Annotated in this window: 15 protein-coding genes and 1 riboswitch; of the genes, 12 read left to right on the top strand and 3 right to left on the bottom strand. The window is 29.4% G+C overall.

Annotated features, from left to right (window positions below):
* Window positions 1-104 precede the first annotated feature (104 nt).
* A riboswitch (cobalamin riboswitch) is annotated at window positions 105-285 on the top strand.
* Window positions 286-503: 218 nt separating this feature from the next.
* From JYG23_RS09105 to JYG23_RS09085, 5 genes are read left to right on the top strand one after another with little or no spacing between them, the layout of a single operon-like run.
* The gene (locus tag JYG23_RS09105; RefSeq protein WP_207235367.1) at window positions 504-2,111 is read left to right on the top strand and encodes an S-layer homology domain-containing protein; all 1,608 of its coding nucleotides are present in this window, start codon (window positions 504-506) and stop codon (window positions 2,109-2,111) included.
* A 15-nt stretch (window positions 2,112-2,126) separates the two neighbouring features.
* Window positions 2,127-2,777 carry a DUF4430 domain-containing protein gene (locus JYG23_RS09100; protein ID WP_207235366.1) on the top strand — a complete coding sequence of 217 codons (651 nt, stop codon included), beginning with the start codon at window positions 2,127-2,129 and terminating at the stop codon, window positions 2,775-2,777.
* A 37-nt stretch (window positions 2,778-2,814) separates the two neighbouring features.
* Window positions 2,815-3,705 carry an energy-coupling factor transporter transmembrane component T gene (locus tag JYG23_RS09095; protein WP_207235365.1) on the top strand — a complete coding sequence of 297 codons (891 nt, stop codon included), beginning with the start codon at window positions 2,815-2,817 and terminating at the stop codon, window positions 3,703-3,705.
* A complete protein-coding gene (locus JYG23_RS09090; RefSeq protein WP_207235364.1) occupies window positions 3,678-5,339 on the top strand; it encodes an ABC transporter ATP-binding protein in 1,662 nt (553 codons plus the stop codon). Before JYG23_RS09095 ends, JYG23_RS09090 begins: the two co-directional genes overlap by 28 nt.
* Window positions 5,318-6,061 carry an ECF transporter S component gene (locus JYG23_RS09085; protein WP_242631551.1) on the top strand — a complete coding sequence of 248 codons (744 nt, stop codon included), beginning with the start codon at window positions 5,318-5,320 and terminating at the stop codon, window positions 6,059-6,061. The genes JYG23_RS09090 and JYG23_RS09085 overlap by 22 nt, the downstream gene beginning before the upstream one ends.
* A gap of 63 nt (window positions 6,062-6,124) precedes the next feature.
* On the opposite strand, the gene JYG23_RS09080 is transcribed toward JYG23_RS09085, so the two are convergent.
* Entirely contained in the window at window positions 6,125-6,919 is a 795-nt protein-coding gene (locus tag JYG23_RS09080; RefSeq protein ID WP_207235360.1) for a helix-turn-helix domain-containing protein, read from the bottom strand.
* Window positions 6,920-7,057: 138 nt separating this feature from the next.
* Between JYG23_RS09080 and JYG23_RS09075 the strand changes: the two genes are divergently transcribed.
* Together JYG23_RS09075 and JYG23_RS09070 are read left to right on the top strand one after the other, a co-directional pair.
* Window positions 7,058-8,026: an RluA family pseudouridine synthase gene (locus tag JYG23_RS09075; protein ID WP_207235358.1), complete on the top strand. Its 969-nt coding sequence runs from the start codon at window positions 7,058-7,060 to the stop codon at window positions 8,024-8,026.
* Window positions 8,027-8,182: 156 nt separating this feature from the next.
* Window positions 8,183-9,718: an FGGY-family carbohydrate kinase gene (locus tag JYG23_RS09070; protein ID WP_207235357.1), complete on the top strand. Its 1,536-nt coding sequence runs from the start codon at window positions 8,183-8,185 to the stop codon at window positions 9,716-9,718.
* A 108-nt stretch (window positions 9,719-9,826) separates the two neighbouring features.
* On the opposite strand, the gene JYG23_RS09065 is transcribed toward JYG23_RS09070, so the two are convergent.
* Window positions 9,827-11,986 carry a stalk domain-containing protein gene (locus JYG23_RS09065; RefSeq protein ID WP_207235355.1) on the bottom strand — a complete coding sequence of 720 codons (2,160 nt, stop codon included), beginning with the start codon at window positions 11,984-11,986 and terminating at the stop codon, window positions 9,827-9,829.
* Window positions 11,987-12,191: 205 nt separating this feature from the next.
* Here JYG23_RS09065 and proC point away from each other — a divergent pair, with 205 nt between their 5' ends.
* Window positions 12,192-12,998 carry a pyrroline-5-carboxylate reductase gene (proC, locus tag JYG23_RS09060; protein ID WP_207235354.1) on the top strand — a complete coding sequence of 269 codons (807 nt, stop codon included), beginning with the start codon at window positions 12,192-12,194 and terminating at the stop codon, window positions 12,996-12,998.
* Window positions 12,999-13,057: 59 nt separating this feature from the next.
* On the opposite strand, the gene JYG23_RS09055 is transcribed toward proC, so the two are convergent.
* Window positions 13,058-14,233 (bottom strand): iron-containing alcohol dehydrogenase, encoded by a 1,176-nt coding sequence (locus tag JYG23_RS09055; RefSeq protein ID WP_207235352.1) that lies wholly within the window; start codon window positions 14,231-14,233, stop codon window positions 13,058-13,060.
* Between the two features lie 293 nt (window positions 14,234-14,526).
* On the opposite strand from JYG23_RS09055, the gene JYG23_RS09050 reads away from it, so the two are divergent.
* The 4 genes from JYG23_RS09050 (at window position 14,527) to JYG23_RS09035 (ending at window position 20,332) form a co-directional block, all read left to right on the top strand.
* Window positions 14,527-15,666 (top strand): DUF116 domain-containing protein, encoded by a 1,140-nt coding sequence (locus tag JYG23_RS09050; protein ID WP_207235351.1) that lies wholly within the window; start codon window positions 14,527-14,529, stop codon window positions 15,664-15,666.
* 30 nt (window positions 15,667-15,696) lie between these two features.
* Window positions 15,697-17,496, top strand: a complete 1,800-nt coding sequence (locus tag JYG23_RS09045) for an ABC-F family ATP-binding cassette domain-containing protein (RefSeq protein WP_207235349.1) — start codon at window positions 15,697-15,699, stop codon at window positions 17,494-17,496.
* 81 nt (window positions 17,497-17,577) lie between these two features.
* Window positions 17,578-18,909: an MATE family efflux transporter gene (locus tag JYG23_RS09040; RefSeq protein ID WP_207235347.1), complete on the top strand. Its 1,332-nt coding sequence runs from the start codon at window positions 17,578-17,580 to the stop codon at window positions 18,907-18,909.
* A 37-nt stretch (window positions 18,910-18,946) separates the two neighbouring features.
* Window positions 18,947-20,332: an MATE family efflux transporter gene (locus JYG23_RS09035; RefSeq protein ID WP_207235346.1), complete on the top strand. Its 1,386-nt coding sequence runs from the start codon at window positions 18,947-18,949 to the stop codon at window positions 20,330-20,332.
* The last annotated feature ends 12 nt before the right edge of the window (window positions 20,333-20,344 follow it).

Here is a 20,344-nt window from a genome sequence, read left to right as displayed (position 1 = left end):
CATTATTTTTTATGTATTAAGAAAATTCTACAAATCTATGACTTGACTATTAATATATGTACATATATAATGTAATGGTAGGATTTTAAGTAAATATATAACAATTAAATATCTATTATATAGGTTTGAATACAAATTACGTATTCAATTAAATGGAAAGAGGTGAAAATCCTCTGCGAGCCGGTCACTGTAATGCTAAATTAATTTTGTAATTCTATTGCTAAGCAATAAGATGGAGAAATTAATAAAGCTAAGTCAGACACAGCCTAATAATTTTGATACATACTCTATTTTCCATGGACTAAAATAGATTATAATAGCGAGTATTAAACAGCTGTTTTTATAAGTAAATGGAAAACAGCTGTTTTTTTTGTGAATAAACAGATTTGTGTTTTAGTTGTATCATAAAAAAGTTGCTACGTAACTCCGCGTATATAAAAAAGATAGGTAAACTATCACATAAAAAATAAAAGAGAAAGAAAATAAAAAATGGAGGAATGAAGATGAAAATCATAAAAAAAATATTGAGTATTATGCTGATGTTAAGCATAGTAATAAGCTCATTATTGCCTATATATGCAGTGCAGATAAAGGAACCTTCTGTTGAATTAGATAAAGTCATAGAGAATACTGCTAAATATGTGCTTGATTGTGCTAAAAAACTTAAAAATGATGAAACACTTGGAGAATGGACAATAATATCATTAATTAGAGCTGGAATAGAAGTTCCAGAGAAATATTATGATGATTACTATAATAACTTAGTTAAACAACTTGAAGAAAATGATGGTATCTTGCATAAAAGAAAGTATACAGAATATTCAAGAGCTGTGTTAACTCTTACTGCTCTTGGCAAAGATCCTACAAATGTTGGAGGATACGATTTGACTGAAAAATTGGCTGAATTTGATAACCTTGTATGGCAAGGTATAAATGGAGCTGTGTGGGGACTTATTGCGTTAGATAGTGGAAATTATGATGTTACAAATACAGGCAATATAAAAAATGTGACTACAAGGCAAAAACTTGTAGATCATATACTAAGCAAGGAAATAAATGGTGGAGGATGGTCTATGGGAGAGAGCAATCCAGATACCGATGTTACTGCTATGGTTCTTCAATCTCTTGCGAATTATGTTGACCAAGAAAAAGTAAAAGATGCTGTAGATAGAGGTTTAGTTGTTTTATCTAACAAAATGAATAATGATGGTGGATTTGAAAGTTGGGGAAATAAAAACTCTGAAAGTGCAGATCAAGTTTTGGTAGCACTTTGTAAACTTAATATAGATCCTAAAATTGACGATAGATTTGTAAAGAAAAACGGAAGTTGGGTGGTATCAAATATCATAGATGATTTTTATATACCTGAAACAGGAGGATTTAAGCATGTAAAAGAATATGGTATTGATGGCATGGCTACAGATCAAGGTATGTATGCGATGGTTGCCTACAGTCGTTTTTTAAAAGGACAGACATCGTTGTATGATATGAGTGATGTCGAAAAAAAATACGAAGAAAAAGTATTACCTAAAAAAAATACAGAACCAAAGATTGAATATAAAAATAAATTTACAGATATAGATAGTAGTTCAGAGAAGGAAGCAATTATTGGGCTTAATGCTAAAGGAATAGTTAATGGCTTTAATGAAAATACATTTAATCCAAAGGGTTATGTTACGAGAGCTCAATTAGCAACAATGCTAGCTAAAGCTTTATGTCTTGAAGAAATTGAAATTGAAACCTTTGAAGACGTAAAAGATTCTGATTGGTTTTCAGGATACGTTGGAGCAGCACATCAGATGGGAATAATAAACGGATATTCTGATAAAGTATTTAAACCTAATAATAATGTTACAAGACAAGATGCTGCACTTATGATTGCAAGAACAGCAGAAATTTTAGGAAAAAATATGTCTATGGAAAACTATGAAATAATAAATATAATGTGCCAATTTACAGACTACATAAAATGTGCTGACTGGACTATTGAGTCTGTTGCAGCGTGTGTAAAATATGGATATATTCCTGATGATGAAATGGAGATTTATCCTGAAAGAAATGCTACTAGAGAAGAAATAGCAGGAATGATATTTAGAATGATTGAAAATTAATAGGTGAGAATATAAATGAAAAATAAAAAAATATGGATAGGTATTATATGTGCTTTTTTAATCATATGTATAGCATGTATGTTTCAAGTTATTAAAGAAAACAAGCAGGAAAATGAAAGAAAAATTGTTATTAATGAAAAAACAGGTATGGATGAATATAACACATCTCCTGTTCCAGAAGGTAAGCCCGCTCCTGTTGAGTGGCAAGATGCAGTTATAAATGCAGATAAAAAATTGAAATGTACTTTATCTGTATCGTGTGAAACTATACTTGATAACAAAGATAAGTTAAATCCTGATAAAACAGATATTGTTCCTGACGATGGGATAATATTTCCTTCAACTGAAGTAGTATTTTACGAAGGAGAATCTGTTTTCAACATCCTTTTAAGAGAAATGAAAAGAAACAAAATTCATATGGAGTTTGTAATGACACCAATATATAATTCAAATTATATAGAGGGAATAGCAAATCTTTATGAATTTGACTGTGGAGAATTAAGTGGATGGATATATAAAGTAAATGGATGGGTTCCAAACTATGGATGTAGCAGATATGTATTAAAAGACGGAGATATAGTTGAATGGGTATATACTTGTGACTTGGGTAGGGATGTAGGAGCTGAATTTATAAAACCAGATAAGTCTGAAAAATCTGAAGAGTAATTTAATAAACAAAATAAATAATATGAGGAGAAAATAAATGAAGGATGCATTTAGTACATATCACCCAATATTAAATTTTGGGTATTTCACATTTGTCATACTTGTAAGCATGTTTTGCATGCATCCTGTTTTTTTAACAATATCTTTTATAGGAGCATTTATATATTCTATAAAGCTAAATGGTAAAAAGGCTGTTAAATTTAATTTATTATGTGGAATTCCAATACTTGTAATTTCTGCTATAGCTAATCCATTGTTTGTACATGAAGGAGTTACAATTTTAACATATTTTAGTTCCGGTAATCCTTTAACTTTAGAATCAATAGTATATGGTATTTCAACTTCGGTTATGCTTGTATCGGTCATAATGTGGTTTAGCTGTTACAATAAAATAATGACTTCGGATAAATTTATATATATTTTTGGAAAGATAATACCAGGTATGTCATTAATTTTGTCTATGATATTAAGATTTGTTCCTAAGTATAAATCACAAATAAAAATAATATCGAAATCTCAAAAATCAATTGGACGAGATGTTTCAAATGGGAACATCATTCAAAGGTCAAGATATGGGTTGAAAATACTTTCTGTGATGACTACATGGGCATTGGAAAATGGAGTAGAAACTGCAGATAGTATGAAGGCAAGAGGATATGGATTAAAAGGTAGGACAAACTTTTCAAATTTTAGATTTGATTCAAGGGATAAAAAATTTACTGCTTTAGCACTTTGTCTTGTTGTTACATTTTTAATTGGGATATATAGTGGATGTGGAAAAATTAGATTCTATCCTAGCATAGTAATATCATCTGAAAATTTACAAAGCGTGCTTACATATACTAGCTACGCATTGTTTTGCATAATACCTGTTGTAATAGACATAGTGGAGGAAATTAGATGGAAGCGTTTAAGATTGAGAATTTAAGCTTTGCTTATCCTGAACAGGATAAATGGGCATTAAATGAAATAAATCTGACAATCGAATCAGGTGAATTTGTAACATTGTGTGGAAAAAGTGGATGTGGAAAAAGCACTCTACTAAAAAGTTTAAAACCAAGCCTTGCTCCATATGGCGAAAAACATGGATTAATATATTTTAAAAATAGAATTTTGGGAAATGTAGATTTAAGAGAACAAACATCAGCAATAGGTTATGTGCTTCAAAATCCAGATAACCAAATAGTAACTGATAAGGTTTGGCACGAATTAGCATTTGGATTAGAGAACCTTGGATATGATAATAAGAAAATAAGACTTAGAGTAGCAGAAATGGCTAGCTTCTTTGGAATACAAGAATGGTTTATGAAAAATGTTAATGAACTATCAGGAGGACAGAAACAACTTTTAAATTTAGCCGCCATAATGACTATGCAACCTTCTGTTCTAATTCTTGATGAACCTACTTCTCAACTTGATCCAATAGCGGCAGGAGATTTTCTTAATACTATAAAGAAAATAAATCGTGATTTAGGAACGACAATAATATTATCTGAACATAGACTGGAAGAAGTGTTTCCAATAAGTGATAGAATAGTGGTTATGGATAAGGGAAAAATAATTGTAAATAGTACTCCTCAAAACACAGGTAAAAAGCTAAAAGAACTTAACCATGATATGTTTTGTGCAATGCCACCGTCAATAAGAATATGTGCAGAGGTACAAAACAATTTGCAAACTATAGATTATCCACTAACAGTTAAAGAAAGTAGAATATGGATTAATGAATTATTTAAAGATAAAGAAATAAAAAAAAGAAGTATTGAAGCGAAAAAAGTTGATTTTAATAGTGAAGAAATAGTAATAGATCTTAAAGATGTATGGTTTAGATATGAAAAAAATGAGCCTGATGTAGTAAAAGATTTGTCACTAAAAGTCGCTAAAGGACAGATTTATGCTATGGCTGGAGGAAATGGTACAGGTAAAAGTACCGCTTTGTCTATAATTTCTGGAATAAATAAACCATACAGAGGTACGGTAAAAATTAAGGGAAAAAATATAAAAAAATATACAGATAAAGAACTATTTAATGAAAATCTAGGTGTTTTGCCTCAAAATCCACAATCAATATTTGTTGAAATGACTGTGAGAGAAGAACTATATGAGATGGTTTCTGATGATAAAATTATAAATGAGATAATAGATCTTATGGAAATTAAAGAATTATTGAACATGCATCCATATGATTTAAGTGGTGGAGAACAGCAAAAAGTTGCTTTTGCGAAAGTAATGCTTCTAAAGCCTAAGATAATACTACTTGACGAACCAACTAAAGCTTTAGATAGTCACTTTAAAATAAAATTTGCAGATATACTCAAAAAGCTTAGAGCACAGGGAGCAACAATACTTATGGTATCCCATGATATAGAATTTTGTGCTGAATATGCAGATATGTGTTCATTGTTCTTTAATGGTAGTATAGTTGCAACTAATACTTCTGGTAAATTTTTTTCTGGTAACAGTTTTTATACAACTTTTGCTAATAGGATGTCTAGACATATATTTAACAATGGAGTTACAGTGGAGGATGTTATAAAATTATGCAAACAAAACCTCAGTTAAACAAAGGCATGTATGATAAAAAAACTTTAGATAAAAGAACTATAGTATGTCTTATAATAATTTCAATTCTTATACCGTTAACAATGTGGATTGGAATAACATATTTAGATGATAGAAAATATTACTATATTAGTTTGTTGATAATTGTATATATTCTAGTTCCCTTTTTTATGGTTTTTGAAAATAGACAGCCACAAGCAAGAGAACTAATAGTTATAGCTTGCTTATCATCAATATCTGTTCTAGGAAGGTCAATATTTTTTATGTTGCCAGCTTTTAAACCAATGATAGCTATAACAATTATCTCAGGGGTAACATTTGATGCAGAATCAGGATTTTTAGTAGGAGCTACATCAGCATTTACTTCTAATTTTTTCTTTGGACAAGGACCTTGGACGCCGTGGCAAATGTTTAGTCTTGGTATTATAGGGTTTATTGCAGGTGTTCTTCAGCGAAAGGGAATACTTAAAAAAAACAAAATATCTCTATGTATATTTGGATTTATAATTACATATTTAGTATATGGGTTTCTAATGAACTTTGCATCTCTTGTAATGGTATCAAATAGAATAACTAAAGCATCCCTTATATCAGTATATATATCAGGAGTACCATATGATACGGTACACGCAGTAGCAACTGTGTTTTTCTTATATGTATTGTCAAACCCAATGATACGTAAGCTTGACAGAATAAGGCTTAAATATGGAATGATAAGATAAAATTAATAGGGAACAAATTACAAAAAAAGGAGGGTATACATTACCTCCTTTTGAGCACTTAATTTAAAATCTTTTTAAAGAATTATTTTTTATAAAGTTTTCTTTTAAATGATTATATGCATTTTTATATTTTTCATCAACAGGATTAAAGCTTTCGATAATTTTTAATCCTCTATTAAATTCTATGTCTGCTTGCTTTTTATCATTGCTTTTATTAGCTATTTCAATTAAACAGCTTATCATTTCAATTGATTGCTCAATTGATAAAAATAATTGTAAGTTTGTAGCACGTTTTTTGTCATCACCCTTTAAATATAAAGCATCCAATTCAAGTTTAGAAAAATATATTTCAGGAATTTGCTCCAGAAAATATTCTCCCATAGTGTCGTTTCCTAAATCAAAATATGTTCCAGCAAGAATTCTAATAGCATCGTATTTTATTTCATCATCCTTTGTATATTGAATAAGTTTTTTAGCTATCTCAATTTTTTCATTTGTTTTATCACCATGAAGAACATACAAAAGATTGTTTAATAAAATTTCATTGTTAGGGTATTTTTTAAGACCTTCTCTTAGAATTCCTTCTGCTTTTTCTGGAGCGTTATCTCTAAACTTCGAGTTATTATCTACAATTTTCATAACCTCAGCTTCAATTTCTGTTGTATCAAAATCAAAAAGCTCATTAACAGATATATTGAAAAATGAAGCAATAGATGGTACAAGAGTTATATCAGGGTATGCAAGATTCGTTTCCCACTTGCTAATCGCTTGAGCAGATAGATTAAAATGTTCTGCTATCATTTCTTGAGTTAAACCACGTTCTTTTCTTAAGTTTCTAATTTTATCGCCAATATTCATTTTTATTCACCTTTTTATCACGTAATATATGAATAGTATACTAAACTATTAGTAAATTAATCAACATAAAATTTCAAAAATATATAAAAATACAAATACCGACTATTTTTTTGTAGGTTTTTAGTATATAATATCAACATGATAAAATTAGTAATTAGTAGCAATGAAAGAGATCAAAGACTAGATAGATTTTTAAAAAAATATTTAAAAAATGCTTCTCTAAGCTATATTTACAAGCTTATTAGAAAAGATGTAAAAATTAATGGCAAAAGAGGTAAAGTTGAAACAATGCTTTTTGAAGGTGATGAATTAAGCCTTTATATAACTGAAGAGGAGATGGATAAGTTAACTAAAAGCAAAAAAGTAGTAAGAGCGAAAAAGCAGTTCAACATAGCATATGAGGATGAAAATATATTGGTCGCAGAAAAGCCATTTGGGTTGCTAACACATGGTGATTCTACTGAAAAGAAGAATCATTTGGCAAATCAAGTTATATCATATTTAATACAAAAAGGTGATTATGTACCTAGATTAGAGCGTACCTTTGTACCATCACCAGTCAATAGACTTGACAGAAATACAACTGGACTTGTTTTGTTTGGAAAAAATAATAATTCTTTGCAATCACTTAATTTAATGATAAGAGAAAAAGGATATGTAAGCAAATATTATTTGACAATAGTTGCAGGAAACCTAAAAAAAGAGCTTATTTTAAAAGATAAGATGGAAAAGGATACAAATAGAAATTTAGTTAAGGTTGTACCTATGGATGACGAAGACGGAAAGATAATGGAAACAATAGCTAGACCGTTGCAATATAAAGATGGCTATACTTTAGTAGAGGTTGAGTTAGTTACGGGTAGAACACACCAAATTAGAGTTCATCTTGCAAATGCAGGATATCCAATTATAGGTGATGTAAAATATGGTAGAAGTAGTGTAAATAGAAAGGTTGAGCAAAGATTTAAACTTACAACTCAATTTTTACATGCTTATAAGCTATATTTTAAAAATGCAGTAGATCCAGTATCGTATATGACCGGAAAAACAATAATAGGAGAATTACCACCTAATTTACAGCAGATAAAAAAATCATTATTTGAATAGAATAGAAAAAAGTATTAATATAAATATTTATTAATACTTTTTTTATGAAATGCATAGACTACCTGAAATATAGAGATAATACTAAATAACATTTATGTTCGGAATGCAATATAACAGCTACATGCAATCTTGATATATGAGAGGTAGGTTATTTCAATGCAATTAGTATTAACTTTTGATATAGGAACACAGAGCACAAGAGCAATGCTTATAAACAGTAAAGGCGACATTTTGTGTAAAGCAAAAAAGGAGCATGTAAAACCTTACTTTTCTAAAAATCCTGGCTGGGCTGAGCAAGAATCAGATTTTTATTGGAAAAATCTCTGTGAAGTTAGTTTAAAGCTTAAAGAAAAAAGTGCAGAGCTTTGGGACGACATTGTTGCTGTGACTTGTACATGTATTAGAGATACATGTGTTTGTGTTGATAAAGATGGAAATGCATTGAGAGATGTGATTTTATGGCTAGATAAAAGGGAAGCTGAAGGTCTAAAACCTTTAACTGCTATAGAAAAATTGTCTTTTACTGCAATCGGTATGCTTGAAGCCGTTAAATTGCAAAGAAAGGTATCTGCTTGTAATTGGATTAAGGTGAATGAACCTGAAATCTGGGCAAAAACATATAAATTTTTATTCTTATCTGGATTTTTTATGTATCATTTATCAGGTAAATTTATTGATTCAACCGCAAGTCTTATAGGACATATACCATTTGATTGTAAAACTAAAAAATGGATGAAAAAGAAAAACATAAAAAGATGTATATTTGATATTGATGATAGTAAACTTTGTGATTTAGTTGATCCAGGAGATTTAGTTGGACTAATAACTGAAAAGGCAAGTGAACAAACAGGTATAAAGGTAGGTCTTCCTATTATTGCAACAGGCTCAGATAAAGGATGTGGAACGCTAGGATTATCATGCTCAAAACCAGAAAAAGCAGCAATAAGCTTTGGAACAACAGCAACTATTCAGCTAACAACAAATTATTATATGGAACCGTTACCTTTTATACCAGCTTATCCGTCTGTTGTAAAAAATTCATATAATCCAGAGGTGCAAATATATCGTGGTTACTGGTTGATATCTTGGTTTAAAAGAGAATTTGCTGCAAAAGAAGCTGAGGAAGCTATGCAAAGGGGAATTAAAGCTGAAAAACTTCTTGATAAAAGGTTAAAGGAAATAAAACCAGGTTGCAATGGGCTAGTTTTTCAACCTTATTTCACACCAGGTGTTGTAATGCCAAAGGCTCGTGGTGCTATTATTGGTTTTTCGGATGAACATACAAGACAACATATTTATAGAGCTATAATAGAAGGTATAAATTTTGCCTTAATGGATGGATTATATACTTTACAAAGACGTGCCAAAATAAAAGTTAAATATTTATATGTTGCAGGTGGAGGTTCTCAAAGTGATGAGATATGTCAAATAACTGCAAATATGTTTGGATTGCCTGTAAGAAGGATACAAACTTATGAGGCAAGTGGTTTAGGTAGCTCAATGGTTGCATTTGTTTCTAAAGGAGTTTTTAAAGATATAGATGAAGCAATAAAAGAGATGGTGCATATAAAGGATGAATTTATACCAGACATGGACGAACATGCAATATATAAAAAATTATTTTCAGAAATATTTGATAAAATATTTAATAAACTTTTTCCGTTGTATAAAAAGAGTTATGAAATAAAATAGTGAAATATTGTACAGAAAAAAAGATAAAAAACATATAAAAGAATCTATTAGATATAATGTGTAAAAAAGCAAGTACCGAATTCTGTACTTGCTTTTCGATAACAGTTTTTAAATTTTTTGGTTATCAAGCTTGTCTAAATTGTATCTTTCAATTAACCAAATCAGCTTTCCAGGATAACCACTATCAGTTGCGTATCCACATCGTCTAAGGGCATATGCACCTGATGTACTGTCAAACATTACTTCAGTATAAGGTATATATCTTGAAGCTCTAAGTAATAGGTTGTTATGGTCATTCCAACTATCTTGCGTGCTTTTATAAGCTCTAAAGTGGTCATCTATTCGATAAACTGTCCCATAATATTCTTCCCATGTACTACAAAGCACAGAACCAGCATTACCAGTTCCTTTAACTCCAAATAGATTATTTGATAAAAGTCCTGTGTACTTGTCAACTGGTACGCTTTGTCCCCAACCTGTTTCAAGAATTGCTTGAGCAACTTGAAGTGCAGCAGACATACCATTTTCTTTTTGAGTTTTAAGTGCCATTGGAGTAACATAATTTATAAAGTTAGTCTTTACGGTTATAGGTTTGGAGCCGTATAGTTCTCCAAGATAAATATTAATAGCTACTTTTTCAGATTTAATAACCTTACCATCAGTAGTTTTTGCTATTGCTTGAATATATCTTTTACCTTCATTAATATAGTTTGGTGTATAGGATACCTTTGTAGAAACACTTGTTTCAGTACCCATAACTTTCTCAGTATAATTATATGGATTGCTTATGACATAAGAAACATCCTCTATATTAACATTGCATATTGCATTCATAGTCATTGTTCCAGTTATAACTTGGTCAGGACCAATACCACTTAATATGATACTTGTCGTATTTGGTACTGCAACTTTAATAGAATTAGAATAGTATGCTTTTTTATTTTTTGAATTAACTACTCTTACATAAATCTCCCAGTTACCAGCCATATCTGGACCTGGAAACCATTGATAATCTCCCCAACCAACTTCTTTTAATAAAATTGTTTTTCCTGTATCAACATTTTGTGCGTAGTACTGAGTTGTATCAACATCAAAATTTCTAGAGATAGATAAATTAACAGGTATTTTTCCAACATTGCTTGTTTTAATCTTTTTTAAAGCTACATATGGATTTGAAGGTACTGATACCATAGCAATAGTAGCATTTGTGTAATCACTTGTATAAACTTTTTCATTTTTGTCTATAGCCAATACTCTAACTGATAGTGTACCGTTTCTGCGGATACTTGGAGTATAGTTATATGTTCCATATGGATCTAATTCATCAGTAGTATAAACACTTCCATCTTGATATGTAAATTCATATTTTATTGCAGTTGGTCTAAAATTTAAGTTTGCAGACAATGGAACAGTTTTATTAATAGATTGTCCACTAGTTAAGCCTGAAATAGAAACATTAGAATTAACTTTTACAGATGTATTAACACAAGTTCCAGCTAAAAAGTTTCCTTTGGCATCACATACAACTGCAGCTAAAATACCATTGCCTTGAATATCTATGTTTGGTATAAATGTAGTAGCTTTACTAATACTTGTTGAACGAGCTACTATTTTTCCTTCACCTGTAGTCGGATTTATAAACAAATATTTTATTTGTGTTGCATTTTTAGGCAATGTTTCAGCACCAATTAAAGACAATCTTGTTATATCGGTAAGTACTTGTCCATTTTCAATATCAGCTATTTTTATATCAAAAAAATTAGTTATACTAGGATTAGAGCTATCCTTTACACTTACCTCTTTAGTAGTATCGTTCCATGATACATTTAACCCTAAAGCATTTCCAACTAACCTTAGTGGAACGTAAGTGTGATTATTCTTAATTAGTGGAGCAACATCACTTACATCATATTTAGTGATACCGTTTTCAACATAGCTAAATAGTCTATTATCAATGTATAATTTTATGTTAGATGTATCTTTTGTTACTGTAACAGTTCTGTTTACCTCATCCCAACTGACATTTGCACCTAATGTTTCGATAACATCTCTAAGTGGAATAAATGTTCTTCCATTTGAAATAAAAGCAGATTCATCTGAATTTAATAATTGACCATTTATATATATGTTTATACTATTTGAGTCATTAGCATAAGCAATTTGTTCTGGAGATGAGATAAGTACTGTAGTAGCAATACATACTGTTAATACTCCTGAAATGCATTTAATTTTAAAGTTGTTTAAAAAATTTTTGTTGTTTTTGTTCATATATACTCCTTTCAATTTACTTTATTTTTAAAAATCATTTGTTTTTGTTTATTAAAGTCATTATATCATGTTTTTAGTAAAACAAAATTACTATAGTGTTACATTTTATCAGCAATAGGCTTTATTTGTTGATTTTTTAATAAACAAGTAATATAATTTAGTTTATTGGAAGTAAATATCGATAAAAATTATTAAGAGGTGAATTATGTATAAAATAGGTTCAATAGGAGCTGGAAATATGGGCTTAGCAATAATAGATGGTTCAGTTAATTGCAAGGCCTTTGACAAAACAGAAGTAGCAATTTTTGATATAATGCCTGAAAAGATTGATTTGTGTAAATCTAAAGGCTATACTGTGTTACCATCAGAACAAAGCATTATTGAAAATTGCGAAATAGTATTATTAGCTGTAAAGCCACAAGTATATGAAAGTCTATTAGCTAAATTAAAAGAAGCTAAAAACAGACCTCAAAATCAAATCATTATTACAATAGCAGCTGGAATATCAACATCATATATACAAAAATTTTTAGGAGATGAAACAAAAATTATTAGAATAATGCCTAATACTCCTTTACTTATTGGTTGTGGTGCATGTGCATTTTCAAAAACACAGAATGTTAATGACAATGAGTTTGAAAATATTATGAACATATTTAAAAATATGGGGGAAGTTGCAGTTATACCGGAAAATCAAATGAACAATATAATTGCTGCAAATGGAAGTTCTCCAGCTTATGTATACTATTTTATTAATTGTATAGCAAAGTCAGTTGAAAATATGGGAGTAGATAAAGACGTTGCAAAAAAATTAGTAGCAAAAACATTTATAGGTGCCGCGGAAATGGTATTAAAAACAGGCAAGGAACCTGAAGAATTAATTAAACAGGTTTGTTCTCCTGGAGGAACAACAATAGAATCAATAAAGGTATTTGATGAGAAAAATTTATACAGTATAATAGATGAAGGCTGTGTAAAATGTGTAGAAAGAGCAAATGAATTAAATTCTTAATAAAAAACAAGGAGTATAATAACATACTCCTTGTTTTTTTGATTATTTATATTTATATTTTAGAAATTAACTTCTGTTCCGTAGTAAATACAGTTAAATAATTTTTCCATTTCTTCTGTTGTTATAGCTCTAGGATTTGAACCAGTACATGCATCACTTATAGCAAGTTCAGATATTTCTTTGACTTTTTGTTTGAATTCTTCTTCAACTATTCCAAATTCTTTTAATGTTTTAGGAATATTGAATTTAGCATTATAGTTATCTATTTTGTCACAAAGGTTATTAATAAGTTCTGCATTATTATTTCCAGTTAATCCTACAAACTTAGCTATGTCAGCATATCTTTGCTCAGCACACTTTGCATTAAATTTAATAACGTATGGTAAATATATTGCATTTGCACATCCATGTGGAATATGTCCAGTAGAGAATGCAGCACCTGTTTTGTGTGCCATAGAGTGAACTATACCAAGAAGCGCATTTGAGAATGCCATTCCAGCTAAGCATTGACCATAGTGCATTTGCTCTCTAGCATTCATATCACCATTATAAGATGCTGGTAAATAATCAAATACCATTTCAATAGCCTTTAAAGCTAATGGATCAGTAAATGGTGAATTAAGAGTAGAAACATAAGCTTCTACAGCATGTGTTAAAGCATCCATACCAGTATGAGCAGTAAGCTTTTGAGGCATTGTTTCAGCAAGTGTAGGGTCTACTATAGCTATATCAGGTGTAATATTGAAGTCTGCCAATGGATATTTTATTCCTTTAGCATAATCAGTTATAACTGAAAAAGCAGTTACTTCTGTTGCTGTTCCTGATGTTGATGGTATAGCAATAAATTTTGCTTTTTGTCTTAACTCAGGAAAATTAAAAGGAGTAATTAAGTCTTCAAAAGTTGTTTCAGGGTACTCATAAAAAGTCCACATTGCTTTTGCAGCATCTATTGGTGAACCGCCTCCCACTGCAATTATCCAGTCAGGGTTAAATTCCTTCATTGCTTCAGCACCTCTAAGTACTGTTTCAACAGATGGATCAGGTTCAACATTTTCAAATAACTTAACTTCTATATTAGCATCATTTAAATATGAAACTATAGTGTCCAAAAATCCAAAGCGTTTCATTGAACCGCCACCAACTACAACTATAGCTTTTTTACCCTTTAATGTTTTTAATGTTTCTAAGCTACCTTTTCCGTAATATAAATCTCTAGGTAATGTAAATCTTGACATAATATATCCTCCTAAAATTTAATTTTCAAAACAATGTTATAAAATTAACAATCTTTATAGTCTAATTGTAATTCATTGTTAAAAAGATGTCAAGCTTTTTTTATAATGAAAATAGAAAAGCTTGATATTAAAGTAAATTATATTATATCGTGTGCATTTAGAAGTGCATTATTCATAAAGCACATTAGCAAAAATTTAACAAACGTGTAAAAATATAAGTTATTCACTAGTTGCAAATATTGTCTAATTAATATATTATTTGTAGTAGATTAATTATATTGTTGGTGGTAAAAATGTGTGATAAAGAAATATATAATTTGTTAGTGGATAAATCAAACAGCAGTAGTTATTATAAGAAAATAAAAGCTATTTCTAAAAATGTAATAGACGAGGTTTTAATTATGTTTAGAGATGAGCTTGATGATTATGTAACATTTCAAAAAATAAGTTCTATTGAAAAGCCAAGGACTATAGAAGAGTATGGTTTGGATGTATTATTAATAGGTGTTTTGTGGGATAATTATATTAATTTTGCTGTAGGTATTGATTCTAAGAAGGCAAACTATTTAAAAAAATTAAAAAAAGTATACAATTTTAAATTATTAAATAAGAAAACTAGAAATAATATAAAAGGAAAAGTATTAACTCATAACTTGTTTAATATATCTAGAATTAAAATAGATTATAACATTGAAAATTTCAGAAAGTTAATTGATTATTTAATTATATCCGATGAATTTTTTGAGGAATGTATTAGGCTAGAAGCTTTTTACATGTACTTTTTAAATCTAGATAAAGATGAAGTAGAAAATTTCATAAAAAAATCATGTATTTGTGTTGAAAAAATGGTTATTATTTGTTCTCCAGTGTTAGATGAATATTTACCAAATTTAGATATATACATAAATGATGTAATAAAAGAACATCAAAATATGGAGGATATTATATTTTGTAGCAAACCAAAGCTCCAATACTATTTTAATATGGTAGGTGCTGAATTGATGAATGAAGTATATAGAAGTGAATTCATAAAAACATATAAAAAAATGATTTTTCTTCCTGGTTGTATGAGATATAATAATGATTGCAAGTCTACTTCTAGTAAGTATGGCTTCAAGTGCCAAGGCTGTAGTAGTAGATGTCAAATAAATAAGATTTGTAACATGGCAAATGGACAAAATATAGAGGTTTACATTATTAATCATGCATCTAGTTTGTTCAAAAGTAATGATTTTGCTTGCGAAAATATTGGAATAATAGGAGTTTCATGTATAGCAAATTTATTATCTGGTGGATGGTTAGCAAAAAGAATAGGGTTTGTTCCCCAATGTGTATTACTTGATTATTGTGGCTGTAATCATTGGATAAATAATACTAAAGTTACAAGTTTAAATGCAGAATATTTGATGGATATTTTAGGTATTATAGATTAATAAAAAAAGTTAGAAATTGAAGGGTTAAAAATGATATTAACAGCAAATAACGTAAGTAAAAATTATGGTGATAAAAAGCTATTAGAAAATGTAACATTGTATATAAATGAGGGTGATAAAATCGGTGTCATTGGTATCAATGGTACTGGTAAATCAACACTTTTAAAGATATTAGCGGATGTGGAAGATTCGGATTCTGGAGAGATTATAAAAAAACAAGGAGATAGAGTTATTTATCTTCCTCAAAATCCTGTTTTCAATGAAAACTTAACAGTTATAGAGCAAGTTTTCTTTAATACATCCAATGAAGTAAAAAATTTAAAGGAGTATGAAGCTAAAACTATACTTACAAAACTGGGAATGACCGATTTTGACAAAAGAGTTAGTCTATTATCAGGTGGTCAAAGAAAAAGAGTTGCAATAGCAAGTGCATTAGTAAATTCATGTGAACTTCTAATATTAGATGAGCCAACAAATCATTTAGATAATGACATGGTAGTATGGTTAGAGGGATATCTAAAAAAATTTAATGGTGCAATAATTATGGTTACACATGATAGATATTTTCTTGATAGAGTAACCAATAAGATTATTGAGCTTGACAAAGGAAATTTATATACATATGATGGAAATTATAATAAATTTATTGAGTTAAAGGCTATGAGAGAAGACTTTGATGAAGCTAGTGAAAGAAAACGTCAAAGCGTATTGAGAAAAGAACTCGAATGGATAAAAAGAGGTGTTCGTGCAAGAGGCACTAAAAGCAAATCTAGAATAGAGAGATTTGAGGAATTAAGAGATAAACCGTTGATTCAAGTTAATGATAAAGTAGATTTAAGTTCTGTCTCTTCAAGGCTCGGTAAAAAAATTATTGAAATAAATAATATTAGTAAAAGTTTTAGCGATAAAAATATTGTAGAAAACTTTGAATTTACAATCACAAAAGATGCAAGAATTGGTATAGTAGGTCAAAATGGTGCAGGTAAAACTACTTTCTTAAATCTTATTAGTGGAAGATTGAAACCTGATAGTGGTAATGTAGAAATAGGTCAAACGGTAAAATTAGGGTATTTTTCACAAGAATCAAAGGAAATGGATTTGAAGCTAAAAGTTATTGATTATATTAAGAATATAGCTGAATATATAGAAACGATTGATGGTAAAATATCTGCTTCACAAATGCTAGAAAAATTTTTATTCACACCTGATTTACAATATAATGTAATTGGTAGACTTTCAGGTGGAGAAAGAAGAAGATTATTTTTACTTAGTATTTTAGTTAGTGCACCCAATGTTTTATTGTTAGATGAGCCAACTAATGACTTGGATATTCAAACATTAACCATATTAGAGGATTATTTAGAAACGTTTAAGGGGGCTGTTATAACGGTTTCCCATGATAGATATTTTCTTGATAAAGTAGTAAATGCAATATTCGAGGTTCAAGGCAATGGCATAATTAAGCTTTATAATGGTGGGTATTCTGACTTCCACGAGGAAAAAGAATTAATTCAAAAGACTACTCAAATTGATGTAAATGTAAAAGATGAAAAAAGAAGCAAGCAAGAATATCAGCAAAAGCCTAAAAAGCTAAAGTTTACTTTTAAAGAGCAAAGAGAGTATGAAACGATAGATGATGATATATCAATGCTTGAAGAAAAAATAGAAGATATAGGTAAACAAATGTCCAAAAATTCAACTGATTATGTAAAATTACAGGATTTAATGAATGAAAAAGACAAATTACAAGTTCAACTAGATTTTAAAATGGATAGATGGGTTTATTTATCTGATTTAAAAGAACAAATAGAAAATCAAAAAAACATATAAGGTATAAAATAAGTAGCATTGTATTTAATTAAATTAAATATAATGCCTTTATTACTTTAAACGCAGTATAAAGGAGATACAATGATTACAGATATGACAGTAGGAAAACCCAATAAGATTTTATGGAAGTTTTCAATTCCAATGCTTATTAGTGTTATGTTTCAACAAATGTACAATATTGCTGATGGAATGATTGCAGGTAAATTTGCTGGAGAGGATGCGTTAGCTTCAGTAGGAGCTTCATATCCTATAACAATGATTTTTATGGCAATTGCAATAGGTTGCAATATAGGGTGTTCAGTTATAATTTCAAATTTGTTTGGCGCAAAAGATTATAAAAATATGAAAACAGCTGTTTCAACAACTTTTTTTACATGTTTAGGATTGAGTACAATATTAACAATATTAGGATTAGTATTTTGTGTTCCTATGATGAAAGCAATAAATACACCAAACAATATATTTGGCGGTTCACTATTATATTTACAAATTTACATAGCAGGATTAATATTTTTATTTTTTTACAATGTATGTACTGGTATTTTTACAGCATTGGGAGATTCAAAAACACCACTATATCTTTTAATAGGTTCTTCAGTTGGAAATGTCATATTAGATTTGATTTTTGTTATTCAGTTCAAAATGGGCGTAGCAGGTGTTGCAATAGCAACTCTTGTTGCACAAGGAATATCGTCAATTTTAGCAATGATAACATTAAGAAGAAGGGTTACAAGTATAAAGTGTGAAGAAAAATACAAAGTATTTTCATTGTCAATGCTAAGAAAAATTAGCATAGTTGCTATTCCTAGTATTTTACAGCAAAGTTTCATTTCGATTGGAAATATATTTATACAATCTATAGTAAATGGTTTTGGTTCAGCTGTTATAGCAGGTTATTCTTCAGCTATTAAGCTTAATACTTTTTCAATAACATCAATTACTACCCTTGCAAGTGGATTATCTAATTTTACGGCTCAAAACATGGGGGCTAAAAAGGTCGAAAGAGTTTATGAAGGGTTCAAATCAGCGATGTTACTTGTGATATGTGTTGTTGTTCCATTTTTTATTGCTTTTTTTATTTTTAGTAATCAAATGATAAGCATGTTTATGGATGATAGTAGCATAGAAGCATTAAATGTCGGAGTTTCATTTTTAAAGATTGTATCACCATTTTATATTGTTATTGCAGTCAAAATTATGTCGGATGGTGTTTTAAGAGGAGCTGGTTCTATGAAACAGTTTATGATTTCAACATTTTTAGATTTAATTTTAAGGGTTGTACTGGCGTTTGTTTTATCTGGTTATTTTGGAACAAATGGAATTTGGATGTCATGGCCTATTGGATGGACTACATCAGCTATAGTATCATTTCTATTTTATAAAAATAATGGATGGGCAAAGAAACTTGAATGATAGGTAAAAAGTTAATAATAGGAGAAAAAATAATTATATGAAAAAATATATTGGCAATAAAGATTTTTACAAAATGGTGATTGCGTTAGTTATACCAATTATGATTCAGCAGGGAATAACTAATTTTGTTAACTTGATAGATAATGTTATGGTAGGAAGACTTGGTACAGAACCAATGTCAGGTGTAGCAATAGTAAATCAACTTATTTTTGTATTTAATTTAACAATTTTCGGTTGTATATCTGGAGCTTCAATCTTTGGAGCACAATTTTTCGGAAATAAAGACTATGATGGAGTTAAGTACACTTTTAGATTTAAAATGATTCTTGGCGCAATAGCATGTGTTATAGTAACATTTGTGTTTATTATTTTTGGAGAAAATTTAATAAATCTTTATATAACAGAAAGTAGTGATAGTGTTGTAAATTCATTGCATACATTGACGTATGCTAAGGAATATCTGAAGATACTTATTTGGGGACTTGTTCCTTTTATGATTTCACAAAGCTATTCAACAACACTTAGGGAAGCTGGGGAAACAATGCTTCCTATGATAGGAAGTACAATATCAATAGGTGTTAACCTTGTTTTAAACTTCGTTCTTATATTTGGATATTTAGGTTTTCCTACATTAGGAGTTAAAGGCGCAGCTATTGCAACAGTTATAGCAAGATATATTGAAATGCTATATATAGTTATAGTATCTCATAAAAATGATGACAAATTTGTGTTTTTTTATAAAGTATATAAAAGCTTATATATTCCATGGAGTATAGTAAAGAAAATTCTGATTACAGGAACACCACTTCTTATTAATGAAATGATGTTTTCAATAGGTTCTGCCGGAATCACTCAAAGCTATGCTGTTAGAGGACTTAATGTTATGGCTGCATTTAATATATCAAGTACGGTTTCTAATTTATTTTTAGTTATCTTGTTTTCTTTAGGTAGTGCAATATCAATACTCGTTGGACAACAACTTGGAGCTGGTGAAATTGAAAAAGCTAAGGATACTGATAGAAAGCTTATATTTTTTAGTGTTTCTTTATATGTAGTTATAGGTGCAATATTATTTATTGCAGCTAGTTATATACCTTATATATATAAAACCGAAGGGGTAGTAAGAAACTTAGCTACAAGCTTTTTGAGGATATATGCAGTATCATTACCTTTGCAAGCATTTAATCATGGGGCATATTTTACAATGCGTTCTGGAGGAAAAACAATTTTAACGTTTTGCTTTGATAGCTTGTATATATGTGTTATAAATTTACCTTTAGCTTATGTGTTAACACGTTTTACATCGTTAAATATAAAAGTGCTTTATGCAATAGTTTTATCATCGGATATTATAAAGGCAACAATTGGATTTATACTCATAAAATCTGGAATATGGGCTAATAATATTATCGACAATAAATAAAGCAATATATAC

The organism is Sedimentibacter sp. zth1, from assembly GCF_017352195.1.
Classification (GTDB): domain Bacteria; phylum Bacillota; class Clostridia; order Tissierellales; family Sedimentibacteraceae; genus UBA1535.
This window is presented reverse-complemented; position numbering and strand designations above follow the sequence as displayed.

What these genes read in the sequence shown, in the direction of transcription:
- JYG23_RS09105 (WP_207235367.1), top strand. Translation starts at nt 504, where the DNA reads ATGAAAATCATAAAAAAAATATTGAGTATTATGCTGATGTTAAGCATA.
- JYG23_RS09100 (WP_207235366.1), top strand. Translation starts at nt 2,127, where the DNA reads ATGAAAAATAAAAAAATATGGATAGGTATTATATGTGCTTTTTTAATC.
- JYG23_RS09095 (WP_207235365.1), top strand. Translation starts at nt 2,815, where the DNA reads ATGAAGGATGCATTTAGTACATATCACCCAATATTAAATTTTGGGTAT.
- JYG23_RS09090 (WP_207235364.1), top strand. Translation starts at nt 3,678, where the DNA reads ATGGAAGCGTTTAAGATTGAGAATTTAAGCTTTGCTTATCCTGAACAG.
- JYG23_RS09085 (WP_242631551.1), top strand. Translation starts at nt 5,318, where the DNA reads ATGCAAACAAAACCTCAGTTAAACAAAGGCATGTATGATAAAAAAACT.
- JYG23_RS09080 (WP_207235360.1), bottom strand. Translation starts at nt 6,919, where the DNA reads ATGAATATTGGCGATAAAATTAGAAACTTAAGAAAAGAACGTGGTTTA.
- JYG23_RS09075 (WP_207235358.1), top strand. Translation starts at nt 7,058, where the DNA reads ATGATAAAATTAGTAATTAGTAGCAATGAAAGAGATCAAAGACTAGAT.
- JYG23_RS09070 (WP_207235357.1), top strand. Translation starts at nt 8,183, where the DNA reads ATGCAATTAGTATTAACTTTTGATATAGGAACACAGAGCACAAGAGCA.
- JYG23_RS09065 (WP_207235355.1), bottom strand. Translation starts at nt 11,986, where the DNA reads ATGAACAAAAACAACAAAAATTTTTTAAACAACTTTAAAATTAAATGC.
- proC (WP_207235354.1), top strand. Translation starts at nt 12,192, where the DNA reads ATGTATAAAATAGGTTCAATAGGAGCTGGAAATATGGGCTTAGCAATA.
- JYG23_RS09055 (WP_207235352.1), bottom strand. Translation starts at nt 14,233, where the DNA reads ATGTCAAGATTTACATTACCTAGAGATTTATATTACGGAAAAGGTAGC.
- JYG23_RS09050 (WP_207235351.1), top strand. Translation starts at nt 14,527, where the DNA reads ATGTGTGATAAAGAAATATATAATTTGTTAGTGGATAAATCAAACAGC.
- JYG23_RS09045 (WP_207235349.1), top strand. Translation starts at nt 15,697, where the DNA reads ATGATATTAACAGCAAATAACGTAAGTAAAAATTATGGTGATAAAAAG.
- JYG23_RS09040 (WP_207235347.1), top strand. Translation starts at nt 17,578, where the DNA reads ATGATTACAGATATGACAGTAGGAAAACCCAATAAGATTTTATGGAAG.
- JYG23_RS09035 (WP_207235346.1), top strand. Translation starts at nt 18,947, where the DNA reads ATGAAAAAATATATTGGCAATAAAGATTTTTACAAAATGGTGATTGCG.